The organism is Pseudomonas sp. ok266, from assembly GCF_900110195.1.
Classification (GTDB): domain Bacteria; phylum Pseudomonadota; class Gammaproteobacteria; order Pseudomonadales; family Pseudomonadaceae; genus Aquipseudomonas; species Aquipseudomonas neuropathica.
The window spans coordinates 91,957-107,749 of sequence record NZ_FOCU01000004.1 but is presented as its reverse complement, the minus strand read 5'-3'; the positions used below and the strand labels follow the sequence as shown (position 1 = coordinate 107,749).

The window sequence follows — 15,793 nt, the reverse complement described above, 5'->3', positions numbered from 1 at the left end:
CGTTTTTTTTCAACATCAAGAGCGCCCGATAGGAATAGGCAATGCTCGAAGATAAACCGGCATAGGTGCCCCGTTTGCTGATCGCTACCATGGACTCAGACCTGACCCAATGGGAGCTCGACATGACTCACGCTAAAACCCTGTTCATCACCGGCGTCAGCAGCGGTTTCGGCCATGCTTTGGCCAAAGAAGCTATCGCTACAGGCCACCGCGTCATCGGCACTGTGCGCAACGAAACCGATCTGGAAAACTTCCAGGCACTGTCCCCGGACAACGCTTACGGGGTGGTGCTGGACGTCACTGATTTCGAGCGGATCGACAGCGTCGTTATGCAGGTCGAAGCCACTCACGGTCCCGTCGACGTTTTGGTCAACAACGCCGGATATGGCCACGAAGGCATTTGCGAAGAATCACCGCTGCAAGACATGCGTCATCAATTCGACGTCAACGTGTTCGGCGCGGTGGCGGTGATCAAAGCGTTTCTGCCCTTCTTTCGCCAGCGTCGTGCGGGGCACATCCTCAATATCACCTCCATGGGTGGCACCATTACCATGCCGGGCATCGCTTACTACTGCGGTAGCAAATTTGCGCTCGAAGGGATCTCCGATACCCTGAGCAAGGAGCTGCAGCCGTTCAACATCTTCGTCACTGCCGTCGCACCGGGTTCGTTCCGCACGGATTGGGCGGGCCGTTCGATGCAACGCACCGCGCGCAGCATTGCCGACTATGACGCCAGTTTCGATCCGATCCGCAAAGCCCGCGAAGAGAAAAGCGGCAAGCAACTCGGCGACCCGCAAAAGGCTGCCCAAGCGATGCTGCAGATCATCGCCAGCCCGACACCACCGGCCCATTTGCTATTGGGCAGTGACGCCTTGCGTCTGGTCCGTGACAAACTGAAAAATGCTGCCAGCGAGATTGACCAATGGGAAGCGCTGAGCCGGTCCACCGATCATTGAGAGAGGATGTGATGACGCAGGTCGATGCAGGCACCGCGCGCATGGTGCAGCTCATGAAAGCCCTCGCACCGATCGAGGGCTACAACCTCAGCGCCCTCGAAGGCGTGCGCTTCCTGCGTTCGAATCGCCCCCTGACGCGCACCCCGGTGCTGTATGACCCCGGCATCGTGATTCTCTGCCAGGGCCGCAAACGCGGCTATCTGGGAGAGGACACCTACGTCTATGACGCCCAGCACTATCTGGTGGTCTCGGTGCCGATCCCTTTCACCATGGAGACCGATGCCACTGAGACCGAGCCGATGCTCGCGATCTACATGCACCTCGATTTCCAGTTGGCCAGCGATTTGATGCTGCAAGTGGATGACGTGCATGGCCCAAGCGATGCCCCGCCCAAAGGTATGTATGCCTCGCCGATGGACGCTTCACTGCGGGCAACCACCCTGCGTTTTCTGGAAGCGATGAGCGTTGCCGGCGAAGCGCAAATCCTCGGGCCGGCACTGTTGCGGGAAATCTATTACCGCATCCTTACCGGTGAGCAAGGTGGCTCCATGCGCGCCGCGCTCAACCGACAGGGACATTTCGGCAAAGTGACCCGTGCGATCCGCAAGATCCATAGTTGTTATCAGCAGCGACTCGACGTCGAGCAACTGGCCCATGAAGCGAGCATGAGCGTGCCGAACTTCCACCTGCACTTTCGCAGCGTGACCGACACCTCACCCATGCAGTATTTGAAGTCGACGCGTTTGCATCAGGCGCGCCTGTTGATGTTGCGCCAGGCCATGAGTGCCTCGGCAGCCGCCTTCAACGTTGGCTATGAAAGTGCTTCGCAATTCAGTCGTGAGTTCAAACGCTTCTTCGGCAGAACGCCACAGGCAGAGATCGAATGGATGAAGGCAACGTATGCACTGCCATTGCCAACCACACCGTCGGAGTATGTTTCGTCGCATTGACGGTCACGCCACAGACGAAAAGCCTGCTTTTCAGGGCAGGCTTTTTTCGTTGTGTGTAGCGGTGAGCGCTGAAGGTGCACTAGTCGTAAAACGCCTCAACCAACACCCGACTGCCGACAAAAAAACTGTCCGCCACCAAGCGCAACGGCTGCACATCCAGGTCACTGGCCTTGTCGCCAATCAACTGCTGAAAATGCCGATACACCGCTGCGTACTCACCCTCCTCCGACACCGCTTGGCGCACACCGTCAATGCTCAACAGCGCGCCGCCGTTATCCAGGCGCAACACGCCTTCAGCGCAACGCACCTCGATGCTCCACAGCTCATCATGCCCATGGTCAAAATCAAACTCTGCGCGCACATCGAGGCAGCGCGGGTCGGACATTTTGATCGACGCGGCAATTGGCGACTGGCAGTTGCTCGGTACGCGCAGTTCAGCCGATTCGACAAACAACGGCAGCGCCAGCAAATGAGTGACGATCGACAAGGCATTGATGCCCGGATCGAATACGCCGAGGCCGCCGGGTTGCCAGATCCAGGCCTGACCGGGGTGCCATTTGCGCACGTCTTCTTTCCAATCGATCTGCACGCTTTGCAAGGTGCGCGAGGCGAGCCAGTCGCGGGCGGCTTCGATGCCTGGCGCGTAGCGTGAGTGCCAGGCAAACAAGGCGCTGACGCCCTGCCCGGCAGCCTGATCGACCAGCGCCAGCGCCTCGCCCAAGGTGGCACACGGCGGTTTTTCCACCAGCACGTGTTTGCCGGCGGCCAGTGCTTGCTGCACCAGCGCAAAACGACCTTGCGGCGGCGTGCAGAAGGCAATCGCATCCACCGGCGGACCGTTTTCGAGCAACTCGCTCAAGGACTGGAAGTTCTCCACGCCCGCGCAGGGTTTGCCTTGAGTGGCGACGGAGACCAAGTGGAAAGCGGGATTGGCGTTGATCGCCGGGACGTGTTGATCCTGGGCGATCTTGCCGTAGCCCACCAGACCGAGACGGATTGGTTGCATCAATGACTCCTGTTTTGATTTTGTTGTCGTCAGTGAACCGGGAGATTACCTGCAAACGCCACGAGCGTCTGTCCGCGCAATGTCACAACGACGCACAGGATCAGGCAAGGATTGCACAGGAATGCACTACTGCCCGCAGCGCTGAACAAGCAACAATGCCTTACGACAAACCGATTGAGGATGTTCCCATGCTTGTTCAAGCCTACGGTGCCCACGCTGGCGACAAACCCCTTGAGCCGATGCAGATCAACCGCCGCGCGCCGGCCGCCCATGATGTGCAGATCGACATCGCGTTCTGTGGTATCTGCCATTCCGACCTGCACCAGGTACGGGCGGAATGGGCCGGTACGCAGTTCCCGTGCGTACCGGGGCACGAAATTGTCGGTCGCGTTTCGGCCGTCGGCGCGCATGTCGCGGATTTCAAGGTCGGTGATCTGGTCGGCGTCGGTTGCATCGTCGACAGCTGCAAACATTGCGATGACTGCGAAAGCGGGCTGGAAAACTACTGCGACGGCATGATCGGCACCTACAACTTCCCGACCCCGGATGCACCGGGCTGGACGCTGGGCGGCTACTCGCAAAACATCGTCGTGCATGAACGCTACGTGCTGCGCATCCGTCATCCCGAAGCGCAACTGGCCGCCGTCGCACCGCTGCTGTGTGCCGGCATCACCACCTACTCGCCGTTGCGCCACTGGAACGCTGGCCCGGGCAAAAAAGTCGGTGTGGTCGGCATCGGCGGCCTCGGCCACATGGGCATCAAACTGGCCCATGCCCTGGGCGCCCACGTTGTGGCGTTCACCACCTCCGAATCCAAACGCGAAGCGGCCAAAGCCTTGGGTGCCGATGAAGTAGTGGTATCGCGCAATGCCGAAGAAATGGCCGCCCACGCCAAGAGTTTCGACTTGATCCTCAACACCGTCGCCGCGCCGCACGATCTCGATGCATTCCTCGTGCTGCTCAAGCGAGATGGTGCGTTGACGCTGGTGGGTGCGCCGGCCACCTCGCACCCTTCGCCGAACGTGTTCAATCTGATCATGAAGCGCCGCACGATTGCCGGCTCGATGATCGGCGGCATTCCGGAAACCCAGGAGATGCTGGATTTCTGCGCCGAGCACGGCATCGTTTCCGACATCGAACTGATCCGCGCCGACCAGATCAACGACGCCTACGAGCGCATGCTCAAGGGTGATGTGAAGTATCGTTTCGTGATCGATAACGCCACGTTGGCCGGCTAAGCCTCAGCGCCCATTGGCCATTAAGTGCGGCCAATGGGCCATTGAATTCCGTCGCCGGGATTTGACAGGCCCGACGTTGCTCGCCAGAGTCGCACCCCTTTGCCTGCCATCAAGGGGTTGCCGTTGAACGAACAGACATTGTCCATGCGCCTTGAACGCGTGGCCGCCCACGTGCCGGCCGGTGCGCGACTGGCCGATATCGGCTCGGATCACGGCTATCTGCCGGTGGCGCTGATGCGTCGTGGTTTGATCAGCGCGGCCGTGGCTGGCGAGGTTGCGGCGACGCCGTTCCAAGCGGCGGAACGCACCGTGCGCGAGAACGATCTGCAACAGCACATCAGCGTACGCCGGGCCGATGGTTTGGCAGCAATCAAACCTGACGACGGCATCACCGCCGTCAGCGTCTGCGGCATGGGCGGCGAAACCATCCGCGACATCCTCGACAGCGGCAAGGCTCACCTCAGCGGCCAGGAACGTCTGATCCTGCAACCCAACGGCGGTGAACAACCCCTGCGCCAGTGGCTGATGGAAAACGGCTACCGCATCCTCAGTGAAGAAGTGCTGCGGGAAAACCGCTTCGACTACGAAATCATCGTCGCCGAACGCGCCGAACCGGTGAGCTATTCCGACCAGGAACTGTACTTCGGCCCCTTGCACCTGCAGACCCGCAGCCCCGCATTCCTGACCAAGTGGCAGCACAAACTCCGCCACAAGCAAAAGACCCTGAGCCATCTCGCTCGCGTGCAGCACAATCTGCCTGAGCAAAAGCTGCAGGACATCACCCGACAAGCGCGCTGGATTAAGGAACTGCTGGCCTAAGCGCCAGCGTTTCGCGCCAGGATCACCTGAGTCCTCACGCCCTCATTTGATACACCACATCACAAATGATGTACCTCAAGCCCCATTTATCAATTCCCGCCTACCTCTTAAAGTCCTCTCCAACAGCCGCCCATCACTCCGACGGGCCAGCGACTGGAGATACCCCAAATGCCTTTCATCAGCGTACGTATCACCCGTGACGGCGTGACCCGGGAGCAGAAAGCCCAGGTCATCAAGGAAATCACCGAAACGATGCAGCGGGTGCTGCACAAGGATCCGAAACTCACCCACATCGTGATCGAAGAAGTCGACACCGATAACTGGGGTTATGCCGGCATTACCACCACCGAATATCGCCAGCAGTTGGCGGACTCGCAGTCATGAGCCGGGCCGTGAAAATCGATTTCGTCTCGGATGTCGTTTGCCCCTGGTGTGCGTTGGGCGCCACCGCTCTGGAGCAAGCGATCCGCAACCTGGCAGGCGAAGTCGACGTGGATTTGACCTACAAACCGTTCGAACTGAATCCGGACATGTCCGCCGAAGGTGAACACGCCATCGAACACATGATGCGCAAATACGGACGCAGCGCCGAGCAAGTGGCGGACCGCAACGCGATGATCGTCGAGCGCGGCGAGCAGATCGGTTTTCACTTCGAGCTGGAAAAACGCAGCCATTTCCACAACACCTTCGACGCCCATCGACTGCTGTTCTGGGCCGCCTCACAAGGACGTCAGCGTGAGTTGAAGCAGGCCTTGCTCAAGGCCTACTTCACTGACGGCAAGAACCCGAATGACCACGCCACGCTGGTGACACTGGCAGAAGCAGTCGGACTCGATGGCCAGCGTGCGCAAGCGCTTCTGGCCACCGCTGAGTTCAGCCAGCCAGTGCGCGAACTCGAACGGTTTTATCAGCAACGCGGCATCGATTCGGTTCCGGCCATGGTCATCGATGACAAACAGGTCATCCCCGGTTCCCAGTCCGTCGCTTATTACGAGCAAGCGCTACGTCAGGCAGCACAGGTTGCGGCTCACGCCTGACCTTCGAAATCCGTTTATTCAAACCATCCAGATTGCATGAGGAAACATCATGAGCACGTCCAAGAAAGTTGTTGTGATTACCGGCGCCTCGCAAGGCATTGGCGCAGGCCTGGTCAAGGGATTCCGTGAGCGCGGCTATCAGGTTGTCGCGACCTCGCGCTCGATCAAGCCTTCCTCTGACCCGGACATTCTCGCCGTCGCCGGTGACATCGCCGACCCGCAGACCGCCGAGCGCGTGATCCGCGAAGCCGTTGCACGTTTCGGACGTATCGACACGTTGGTCAACAACGCCGGGATCTTCGTCGCCAAACCCTTCACTGAATACAGCCAGGAAGACTACGCACAAGTGGTGGCGACCAACATGAGCGGCTTCTTCCATATCTCGCAACTGGCGATTGCCGAAATGGAGAAAAACGCCAGCGGCCATATTGTCAGCGTCACCACTAGCTTGGTCGACCACGCGATTGACGGCGTACCGTCGGTGCTCGCTTCGCTGACCAAGGGTGGCATCAACGCGGCGACCAAGTCTCTGGCCATCGAGTACGCCAAGCGTGGTATTCGGGTCAACGCGGTATCGCCCGGCATCATCAAAACGCCGATGCACGGCGAAGAAACTCACGCCGCCCTCGGCAGCCTGCACCCGGTCGGGCATATGGGTGAGATCGATGACATCGTACAAGCGATCCTCTACCTGGACAGCGCGAACTTCGTTACTGGCGAAATCCTCCATGTCGACGGTGGTCAAAGCGCTGGCCATTGACTCCTCCCTGCTGCATCGTCGGTGTGTACCGGCGGTGCCGCTTCATGAGATAAGCCTGAAGATGAACCGTCAGTTGATCCTCAGGCTTATCTCATGAAGCGCCACTTTGAAGACTTGCAGTTAGGCAGCATCGAACTCTTTTGCCTCGCCGCTGAAGCCGGCAGTTTCACCGCCGCCGCCCAGCTTGCAGGCGTTACGCCGGCCGCTGTGAGCCGGTCGATTCTGCGTCTGGAAAAACGCTTGGGTTCACGCTTGTTTGCCCGCACTACCCGCAGCATTCGCTTGACCGAGGCCGGTAGAAACTTTTTCCTGCAGTGCAGCCAGGCCCTGACTCAACTGGTCGAAGCGCAACAAGAAGTCATGGGCGCACAGACCTCACCGTCCGGTCAGTTGCGCATCAGCCTTCCCACCACTTACGGCCATCACCGCATCCTGCCGCTGCTGCCGAAATTCCGTGCGCTCTATCCCGACGTCACCGTCGACATCCACTTGGGCAACCGTAATATCGACTTCGTCGGCGAAGGCTACGATCTGGCGATCCGCGTCCGCGCCCAACCGGACTCGACCATGGTCGCGCGCCTGTTGGAGGATGCAAAACTGGTGGTGGTCGCGTCTCCCGACTATCTGAAAAAGGCGGGAGCACCGAAGACGCTGGAGGATCTGCTGCAACATGAATGCATTCAGTTCGAACTGCCGAGCAGCGGACGGCGGATCTCCTGGCTGTTCCAGGAAAACGGCCACGACCGTGAAGTGTATTCCGACGGCGGCTACTCCTGTTCCGATGATGTGCTCGGTGGCGTGACCTTGGCCAAGCATGGCGCCGGGGTCTTTCAGACCTACAAATTCATTGTCGAAAGAGAGCTGGCCGATGGCAGCCTCGTCGAAGTTCTCCAGCCGTACGCCGGCCGCTCGCGTCCCTATACATTGTTGTACCCGCACGGCCGCTATGTGCCGCAACGGGTCAGGGCGTTTGTCGATTTTCTGCTGCAGTTTCGTGATGAGTGGGCCGGTTAACGCGGATTAAATCGGCGCAACAAATGACAAAAGCCTGCTTTTCAGGGCAGGCTTTTGTCCGGATCGCGCAGGCTTACTTCTGCTGAGCGGTCAGCGCCGAGTAGCTGTTCATCAGGTTGCGGTAGTTGGGGATGCGCTGCGACAGCAGATTGCCCAAGCCTTCAATATCGTTGCGCCAGTCGCGGTGCAGCTCACAGGCTACCGAGAACCAGTTCATCATCTGTGCGCCGGCCTGGGTCATGCGGCTCCATGCGGCTTGCTGCACGGTGGTGTTAAAGGTGCCGGAAGCGTCGGTCACCACAAACACGTCAAACCCTTCTGCCAGCGCCGACAAGGTCGGGAACGCTACGCAGACATCCGTTACCACACCGGCAATGATGATCTGCTTGCGACCGGTGGCTTTGATCGCTTTCACAAAATCTTCGTTGTCCCAGGCGTTGATCTGGCCTGGACGGGCGATGTACGGCGCGTCCGGGAACATCTCTTTCAGCTCTGGCACCAGCGGGCCGTTCGGGCCTTGTTCGAAACTGGTGGTGAGGATGGTTGGCAGTTCGAAGAACTTCGCCAGATCGGCCAGGGCCAGCACGTTGTTCTTGAACTCGTTTGGCGAGAAGTCCTGCACCAGAGAAATCAGACCGGTCTGGTGGTCGACCAGCAGCACAATGGCGTCATCTTTGTTGAGGCGGTTGTAGGTTGGAGTGGTCATGATTTGCTTCCCTTTTGAGTTTTTGAAGTTGTTGTTGCGTTCAAGTTGGGTACAGATTACTGACGCACAGGGACGGGATAAATCGGCTGAAAAGCGTTTATCCGTCAACTCAAAAAGGACAATCTCTAGCGACCACAATCGCGCCACTTCGCCCACGAGCGCGTGCTGTTGAGCAAAAAATTGCGCCCCGCGTGCATCCTGATTTCGAGCACTCGCTCACTAACGGGCATGTGCCGAAGCTGCTGCCCTCACCCTAGCCCTCTCCCTCAGGAGAGGGGACCGATTGGGGGAGATTGGCGATGAGCGCCGACGTGCAATAGCGCCGGTGAATCCAATACCGCCAAGCATTGCCGATGCCCGCGTAATCGACGCGACCTTTCAGGTCGATGCATAACGCAAGACACCTCGGTCGGCTCCCTCTCCCTCCGGGAGAGGGCTGGGGTGAGGGGCTGTGGTTGCAGCGTCGAGCTCGGCTTACAAGGTGTAGGAAATCCCCACCTGCACGGTTCTTGGTGCACCTGGATAGGCGTAGACGTTACCGAACGCGCCCTCTTCATAATCGCGGTCAAACAGGTTTTTCAGGTCAAGGTTGAGCCGCACTTTCTCGTTGACCTTGTAGAAGCCGAGCAGGTCGACAACGGTGTAACTGTCCATCGAGAACGCGGTATTGGCGGTTTGCCCGGCACGCTGGTCGACGTACTTGAGTCCGGTGCCCAGGCCCAGGCCTTTTAGCGCACCGTCCTGAAACTCGTAGACGTTGAGCAGACTGAAGCTATTCTGCGGAATGTTCATCAGGCGCGTGCCAGAGCGGATCACATTGTCCTTGGTCACCTCGGCATCGACGTAGGCGTAGCCGCCGATCACCCGCCATTCGGGTGTCAGGTTGCCGGCGACGTTCAGGTCAAAACCACGGCTGCGCACTTCCCCGGCGGCGACGCTGAAGGTCGAGTCCACCGGGTCGGTGGTCAGCACGTTGCGCTTTTCGATCTGATAGATCGCCGCATCTACGCTCAACTGATGGTCCAGCGCTTCCCACTTGATGCCCATTTCGTAAGACTTGCCTTTCTCCGGTGCGAAGCCTCCGCCCGTGCGGCTCGCGCCGGTGTTGGGCTTGAACGAGCGCGCCGTGTCGGCATAGATCGCCAGGGTCTCGGTCAGGTCGTAGGTCACGCCGAGGCGTGGAGTCACCGCGTTGTCACTGGCCTGCCAGTTTTTGCCGCCCGGCACATAGGTTTCATAGTCGTGCTCGAAACGCTCGAAACGTGCGCCGGCCAAGACCTTCAGACGCTCGATCAACGCGACCTGATCCTGCACAAACGCGGCGTAAGTCTTGAGATTTTCCTTGTCATGGGTCGGCGTGCGCGTCAGTGCCGGACGCGGCTGGCCGTAGACCGGATCGAAGATGTCGATCGGGTAGGCGCCGACCGCGCCGCTGGAGCGCTGAATGATCGACTTGTAGTCATAATCTTCATACTCAATGCCGGTCAACAAGGTGTGCTGCAAACCACCAGTGCTGAAATGCCCGGTCAGATTGAGCTGCGTGTCCTTGTCGGTCCACTCCAGTTTGCGGTAGTTGAAGTTGCGCCCCAGGGTTCGACCGTCAGCGGCAATGCCGTTGGCCTCGATTGCATTGCCCTGCAGCGAACCGTCGAGCCACTGGAAACCACCGCCCAGCGTCCAGTCATCATTGAGCAGATGTTCGAAGCGCAGTTGCGCCATGTTGTTGTCGTTGTGCAATTTGCCGGCGTCTTTCTCGCCGAAGAATGTATCGCGCGAGGCGGTGCCAATCTGCTTGGGGTAACGCGTCACGCCGCGATCCAGCGGATGATTGTTGCGCATGAAATCGCCTTCGAAGATCACCCGGGTGGCATCGCTGGCCTGCCAGGTCAGCACCGGGGTCACGCCGTAGCGCTCGGTCTCGACGTGATCGCGGAAGGTATCGCCGCCCTCACCTACCACGTTCAGTCGATAGGCCAGACGCCCGTCTTCATCCAGCGGGCCGGACGCGTCCAGGGTGCCGCGCTTCATGCCTTGATCATTCAACTGACTGCCCAACGTGACCGTGCGCTCGGCCAACGGCTGTTTGGACACGACATTGAAGGTGCCGCCGGGATCGCCACGGCCATAGAGCATCGTTGCCGGCCCGCGCAGCACTTCCAGACGCTCGATGGTGTTGGCGTCGGGCATGTTCGGGTAGCCGCGATTGATCGGGAAACCGTTGCGATAGAACTCGCCCGTGGTGAAGCCACGCACAGTGAACGTCGTCAGCCCCTGCCCGCCGAAATTGTTCGCCCGGCCCACACCACCGGCATAGTCCAGCGCATCTTGCAGACGCGTGGCGCCTAGGTCTTCGACAGCATCCTTGGTGACCACGCTGATCGATTGCGGGGTTTCATGAATAGAGGTGTCGGTACGGGTAGCACTGGCGGAACGTGTGGCGCGGTAACCCTGCACCGGGCCGTCGGCCCGTTCGTAATCCGCTGTACCGACCACGTCGGTCGCCTCCAGCTCTAGCGCTGCGGGTGTTGATTCGGCCTGTTCGGCCCATGAGGAAGGGGACAACGCCTGCAGCACGCAAATTGAAAGCAGAGTACGACGCATGAAATGAAAACCTTACGAATAGGCCAGAACGAAGGGTAAAACCGCCAGCAAAACGCGGCGATGGTATACCAAGCGTTCCGTTATTGAAACTTATTCCCATTCGTATATTTAACCGATCGAGTGCCGACAGGTAGGTCACCCATTGCGTCGCACAAAAACCTTGGTCAAACGTGTAATAGTTGTTTCGTCATCGCCATCGAGGTCTCCAGCGACTGCCCGGTACGCTGCAACTTGTTCAGCAAACTCGCGCCCAACCACAGCTGATACAAGGTTTCCGCCAGATGCCGGGCATCGCCTTTGGGCAGGCTGTCTTCGGCCTGACCCTGTTCGATGCATAGCGCAATGCGCGCCACCACTTGCTCGGCGCCATCGCGCAAGGTGAGGCGCATCGACTCCGACAGGTCGGCGACTTCGGCACTGAGCTTTACCACCAGACATTCATCGCCGTGGCCTTCGAGGGTGCAGCGGTTCTGCCAGCCCTGCCAGTAATCCATCAGCCGCTCGTACGCGCTCAGGCCTGGCAGCGTCAGGCGCCGTTCCATGTCAGCGAGGTAATCGACGAAGTAATCCGCCAGCAATGCCTGGCCGTACAGTTCTTTGGATTTGAAGTAGTGATAGAACGAACCCTTGGGCACACCGGCGGTTTGCAGGATCTCGTTGAGGCCGACACTGGTGAAGCCCTTTTCGGCCATCATCCGGTGGCCGGTGTCGAGCAAGTGTTGGCGGGTGTCGTCGTAGGTCGGTTTCATGGGGCGCGAATTACCAGGCAATAGACCAGTCGTATTTTCGGAGGAACGGAAGTTTGCCATACCTGTCGATGAAAAACCTTCGGATAAAAAATTACTAGACGACTGGTCTAATTGGAATCTATGCTGCGCCCCGACAAACGTTTTCTGACCGGTGTGGCCGATGCGCGAATGTTTCGCCCAATCGAAGACGCCCAACCTACGCAAGGTGCTCTATGAAAATCTTGATGGTTCTGACTTCCCACGATCAACTCGGCGACACCGGCAAGAAAACCGGCTTCTGGCTGGAAGAGTTCGCCGCGCCCTACTACGCGTTCAAGGACGCCGGCGCCGACGTCACCCTGGTTTCGCCAGCCGGTGGCCAGCCGCCGCTCGACCCGAAAAGCGATGAGCCTGATGCTCAAACCGCCGAGACCGATCGCTTCCGCCAGGATCCGGCCGCACAACAGGCACTGGCCAACACCGGCCGCTTGGCCGACGTCAACGCTGATGACTTTGATGCCGTGTTTTACCCGGGTGGCCATGGCCCGCTGTGGGATCTGGCCGAAGACAAGCAGTCGATCGCGTTGATCGAAGCGTTTGACCGCGCCAACAAACCCCACGGTTTCGTCTGCCATGCACCGGGTGTATTGCGTCATGTCCTTGCCGCTGACGGCAAACCGCTGGTGCAGCATCGCCAGGTCACCGGTTTCACCAACGCCGAAGAAGAAGCAGTCGGCCTGACAAAAGTGGTGCCGTTCCTGATCGAGGACGAATTCCAGCGTCTCGGTGGTTATTACTCGAAAGTCGCTGACTGGCAGGTTCATGTGGTCGCCGACGGGCAACTGGTCACTGGCCAGAATCCGGCCAGTTCCGCCGCCGTCGCCGAGAAACTGCTGAAGATGCTCGGCTAAAACCTCGAACAACCCTTCCAAACGCCGGGTGCGTCTTGCCCGGCGTTATTTTTTCGCCCGACCAATAGACGACTGGTCTAATAAGCCACAAACAAGGTCTTCCATGAACCACAGCAGTTTCTTCACCCCCGCCAAACTGGGTCATCACACCCTGAAAAACCGTATCGTCCTGCCGCCCCTCACCCGCCAGCGCAGCACGCAACCGGGCAATATCGCCAACGAGCTGATGGCCGAGTATTACCAACAGCGCGCCGGCGCCGGTCTGCTGGTCACCGAAGGCACACAAATCGAACCTCGTGGCCAGGGTTATGCGTGGACGCCGGGTATTCATACGCCTGAGCAAATCGCCGGTTGGCGCAAAGTCACCGACGCCGTGCATGCCGTGGACGGGGTGATTTTCGCCCAGTTGTGGCACGTTGGCCGTGTCTCGCACACCGCGTTGCAGCCCAACGGCGCAGCTCCGGTTTCAGCCTCCGCCGTGGCCACCGACCGCGTCAGCGTGTTTATCGAAACCGCGCCCGGCGCCGGTGAACTGGTTCCACCGTCAGCACCTCGCGCACTGAGCACTGATGAAGTTCAGGAACTGGTGCAGCTGTATATCCAGGCTGCGCGCAACGCGATGGATGCCGGTTTCGACGGCATCGAACTGCATTGCGCCAACGGCTATCTGGTCAACCAGTTCATCTCGGCCCACAGCAACCTGCGCACCGATCAGTACGGCGGCTCGCTGGACAATCGCCTGCGTTTTCTGCGCGAAGTGGTGGCCGGTGTTGCCGAATGCATCGGCAAGGAAAAAGTCGGCGTGCGCTTCGCCCCGCTGTTCACCACCACTGATGAAGCGCGGACCTATTTGGGCATGGTCGAGGAAGACCCACACACGACTTACATCGAAGCGATCAAAGTGCTGCAGGACGTGGGCATCGCCTATCTGTCGATCGCCGAAGCCGATTGGGACAACGCCCCGGCGATGCCATTGACGTTTCGTCAGGCCGTGCGCGCAACCTTCAGCGGCGCGATCATTTACGCCGGGCGCTACACCGCCGAATCCGGGGCGCAACTGCTCGACTCCGGGCTGGCGGATCTGGTCGCTTTCGGCCGCCCGTTCATGGCCAACCCCGACCTGCCGGCGCGCATTGCCAATGACTGGCCGTTGAATGCACTGAACCCGGCGACGGTGTATGGCGGCAACGCCGAGGGCTATGTGGATTACCCCGTTTATCCCGGCTAACCCTTTCCACGCGGCGTCTAGCGCTCCCGCAACAGCGGGAACGTTGATCCGAGTCGCAGTGCAAGTCCTTGTGGGAGCGAGCCTGCTCGCGAAAGCGGCACGTCAGTCAGCCAAAATGTTGAATGTGACGCCGCCTTCGCGAGCAGGCTCGCTCCCACAGGGGGGATCTGAATATCACGCAATTCATCGCACAAAAACCTATACACAAACTACAATCTGTACAACTATCTGGATTTAGCACTTAAACGTCCACGCGGCAGTCTGCTGCCCTTACGCTGAATTCGTGAAATGAACAAAACCCGTCGGTTGTGCCTGGTGCTGGGTGACCAGTTATCGTTTGATCTGGCGTCATTGGCCGGACTGGATAGCGAACACGACCGTGTGCTGATGGTCGAGGTCATGGAAGAAGCCACCCATGTCGCCCATCACCCGCAGAAGATCGCGCTGATTTTCAGTGCCATGCGTCACTTTGCCCAGGCGCTGGAGAACCAGGGCATCCACGTGCATTACGTGGCCCTCGACGACCCGCAGAACAGCGGCTCGGTGCCCGGCGAGCTGAAGCGCTGGCAGGCTTTGTTGCAGGCCAACGAGTTGCACGTGACGGAGTGCGGAGACTGGCGCCTGGAGCAATCGCTCAAAGCATGTGGTGTGCCGATCCACTGGCACGCGGACGGCCGCTTCCTGTGCAGCCGCGATGAGTTTCGCGCTTGGGCCGCAGGCAAAAAACAGTTGCGCATGGAATTCTTCTACCGCGAGATGCGCCGCAAAAGTCGCCTGTTGCTCAACGGTGACGGCACGCCGGTCGGCGGCGCGTGGAACTTTGACGCCGAGAATCGCAAAGCTTTGCCGAAAACCGTCAAGGCACCCTACCCGGCCGGTTTTGCCAACGATGCAATCACCGTCGAAGTCCTCGCCTTGGTAAAACACCGTTTCGCCAGTCATTACGGCAGTCTGGAGGACTTCAACTATCCGGTGACGCACGCCGATGCGCAGGCGCTCTGGGCGTACTTTCTCGACTACGCCTTGGCCGGCTTCGGCGACTATCAGGACGCCATGGCCAGCGGCGAGCCGTTTCTGTTCCATGCGCGCATCAGCGCGGCGCTGAACATTGGCTTGCTCGACCTGCGCCAGCTCTGCGCTGATGTGGAGTCGGCCTATTGGTCCGGCAGCATCGCGCTGAATGCTGCCGAAGGTTTCATCCGCCAACTGATCGGCTGGCGCGAATATGTCCGTGGCGTTTACTGGCTGCACATGCCCGAGTACGCCGGGGGCAATGCATTCGCCAACCAGCGGCCATTGCCGGAGTTCTACTGGACCGGTGCTACCAAAATGAATTGCATGCGCCAGGCCATCGGCCAAAGCCTCAAACACGCCTACGCCCATCACATCCAGCGCCTGATGGTCACCGGTAATTTCGCCCTGCTCGCCGGCATCGCGCCGAAGCAGATTTGCGAATGGTATCTGGCGATTTACATGGATGCGTTCGATTGGGTCGAACTGCCCAACACCCTCGGCATGGTCATGCACGCCGATGGCGGTTACCTCGGTTCCAAGCCTTATTGCGCCAGCGGCCAGTACATCAACCGGATGTCCGACTACTGTCGCAATTGTGCTTACTCGGTGCGCGAAACCACGGCCGACAACGCCTGCCCGTTCAACGCCCTGTACTGGCATTTCCTGATGCGCCACGCCGACCTTCTACGGGGCAATCAGCGCATGGCCATAATGTACAAAAACCTCGACCGCATGCCGCCAGCCAAACAACAGGCACTGTGGCAACGCGGCCAACAGTTGCTCGACACGCTGGATAACGGCGACTCGTTATGAAAACGCACGCAC

The 15,793-nt window shown here is 59.4% G+C and carries 15 protein-coding genes; 11 read left to right on the top strand and 4 right to left on the bottom strand.

Annotated elements, in window-relative coordinates:
• The first annotated feature begins 122 nt into the window (after positions 1-122).
• Both BMY54_RS08375 and BMY54_RS08370 read left to right on the top strand, forming a co-directional pair.
• A complete protein-coding gene (locus tag BMY54_RS08375) occupies positions 123-956 on the top strand; it encodes an oxidoreductase (protein ID WP_093431669.1) in 834 nt (277 codons plus the stop codon).
• 11 nt (positions 957-967) lie between these two features.
• Positions 968-1,906, top strand: coding sequence for an AraC family transcriptional regulator (locus tag BMY54_RS08370; protein WP_093430792.1), 939 nt, complete (start codon positions 968-970; stop codon positions 1,904-1,906).
• Between the two features lie 79 nt (positions 1,907-1,985).
• Here BMY54_RS08370 and BMY54_RS08365 read toward each other — a convergent pair whose 3' ends face one another.
• On the bottom strand, positions 1,986-2,912 hold the full coding sequence (locus BMY54_RS08365) for a Gfo/Idh/MocA family protein (protein WP_093430789.1): 927 nt from the start codon (positions 2,910-2,912) through the stop codon (positions 1,986-1,988).
• A gap of 188 nt (positions 2,913-3,100) precedes the next feature.
• Between BMY54_RS08365 and BMY54_RS08360 the strand changes: the two genes are divergently transcribed.
• From BMY54_RS08360 to BMY54_RS08335, 6 genes are all read left to right on the top strand, one after another.
• Positions 3,101-4,150: an NAD(P)-dependent alcohol dehydrogenase gene (locus BMY54_RS08360; protein WP_093431666.1), complete on the top strand. Its 1,050-nt coding sequence runs from the start codon at positions 3,101-3,103 to the stop codon at positions 4,148-4,150.
• A 123-nt stretch (positions 4,151-4,273) separates the two neighbouring features.
• The gene (locus BMY54_RS08355) at positions 4,274-4,969 is read left to right on the top strand and encodes a tRNA (adenine(22)-N(1))-methyltransferase (protein ID WP_305881820.1); all 696 of its coding nucleotides are present in this window, start codon (positions 4,274-4,276) and stop codon (positions 4,967-4,969) included.
• A gap of 168 nt (positions 4,970-5,137) precedes the next feature.
• A complete protein-coding gene (locus BMY54_RS08350; RefSeq protein ID WP_016987787.1) occupies positions 5,138-5,353 on the top strand; it encodes a tautomerase family protein in 216 nt (71 codons plus the stop codon).
• Entirely contained in the window at positions 5,350-6,006 is a 657-nt protein-coding gene (locus tag BMY54_RS08345; RefSeq protein ID WP_093430783.1) for a DsbA family oxidoreductase, read from the top strand. The genes BMY54_RS08350 and BMY54_RS08345 overlap by 4 nt, the downstream gene beginning before the upstream one ends.
• 49 nt (positions 6,007-6,055) lie before the next feature.
• Entirely contained in the window at positions 6,056-6,766 is a 711-nt protein-coding gene (locus tag BMY54_RS08340; protein ID WP_093430780.1) for an SDR family NAD(P)-dependent oxidoreductase, read from the top strand.
• Between the two features lie 93 nt (positions 6,767-6,859).
• Complete coding sequence (locus BMY54_RS08335) at positions 6,860-7,780, top strand: LysR family transcriptional regulator (RefSeq protein ID WP_093430777.1); 921 nt, start codon at positions 6,860-6,862, stop codon at positions 7,778-7,780.
• 73 nt (positions 7,781-7,853) lie between these two features.
• Here the strand turns inward: BMY54_RS08335 and ycaC are convergent, their stop codons facing one another.
• From ycaC to BMY54_RS08320, 3 genes are all read right to left on the bottom strand, one after another.
• The gene (ycaC, locus tag BMY54_RS08330; protein WP_007916011.1) at positions 7,854-8,486 is read right to left on the bottom strand and encodes an isochorismate family cysteine hydrolase YcaC; all 633 of its coding nucleotides are present in this window, start codon (positions 8,484-8,486) and stop codon (positions 7,854-7,856) included.
• 474 nt (positions 8,487-8,960) lie between these two features.
• A complete protein-coding gene (locus BMY54_RS08325; RefSeq protein WP_093430775.1) occupies positions 8,961-11,087 on the bottom strand; it encodes a TonB-dependent siderophore receptor in 2,127 nt (708 codons plus the stop codon).
• 164 nt (positions 11,088-11,251) lie between these two features.
• Complete coding sequence (locus tag BMY54_RS08320; RefSeq protein WP_093430772.1) at positions 11,252-11,836, bottom strand: TetR/AcrR family transcriptional regulator; 585 nt, start codon at positions 11,834-11,836, stop codon at positions 11,252-11,254.
• 212 nt (positions 11,837-12,048) lie between these two features.
• On the opposite strand from BMY54_RS08320, the gene BMY54_RS08315 reads away from it, so the two are divergent.
• The 3 genes from BMY54_RS08315 to BMY54_RS08305 all read left to right on the top strand — a co-directional run bounded on the left by BMY54_RS08315 (position 12,049) and on the right by BMY54_RS08305 (position 15,781).
• On the top strand, positions 12,049-12,726 hold the full coding sequence (locus BMY54_RS08315; RefSeq protein WP_093430769.1) for a type 1 glutamine amidotransferase domain-containing protein: 678 nt from the start codon (positions 12,049-12,051) through the stop codon (positions 12,724-12,726).
• A gap of 103 nt (positions 12,727-12,829) precedes the next feature.
• The gene (locus BMY54_RS08310; RefSeq protein WP_093430766.1) at positions 12,830-13,954 is read left to right on the top strand and encodes an alkene reductase; all 1,125 of its coding nucleotides are present in this window, start codon (positions 12,830-12,832) and stop codon (positions 13,952-13,954) included.
• 288 nt (positions 13,955-14,242) lie between these two features.
• Positions 14,243-15,781: a cryptochrome/photolyase family protein gene (locus BMY54_RS08305; RefSeq protein WP_093430763.1), complete on the top strand. Its 1,539-nt coding sequence runs from the start codon at positions 14,243-14,245 to the stop codon at positions 15,779-15,781.
• Positions 15,782-15,793: the final 12 nt, after the last annotated feature.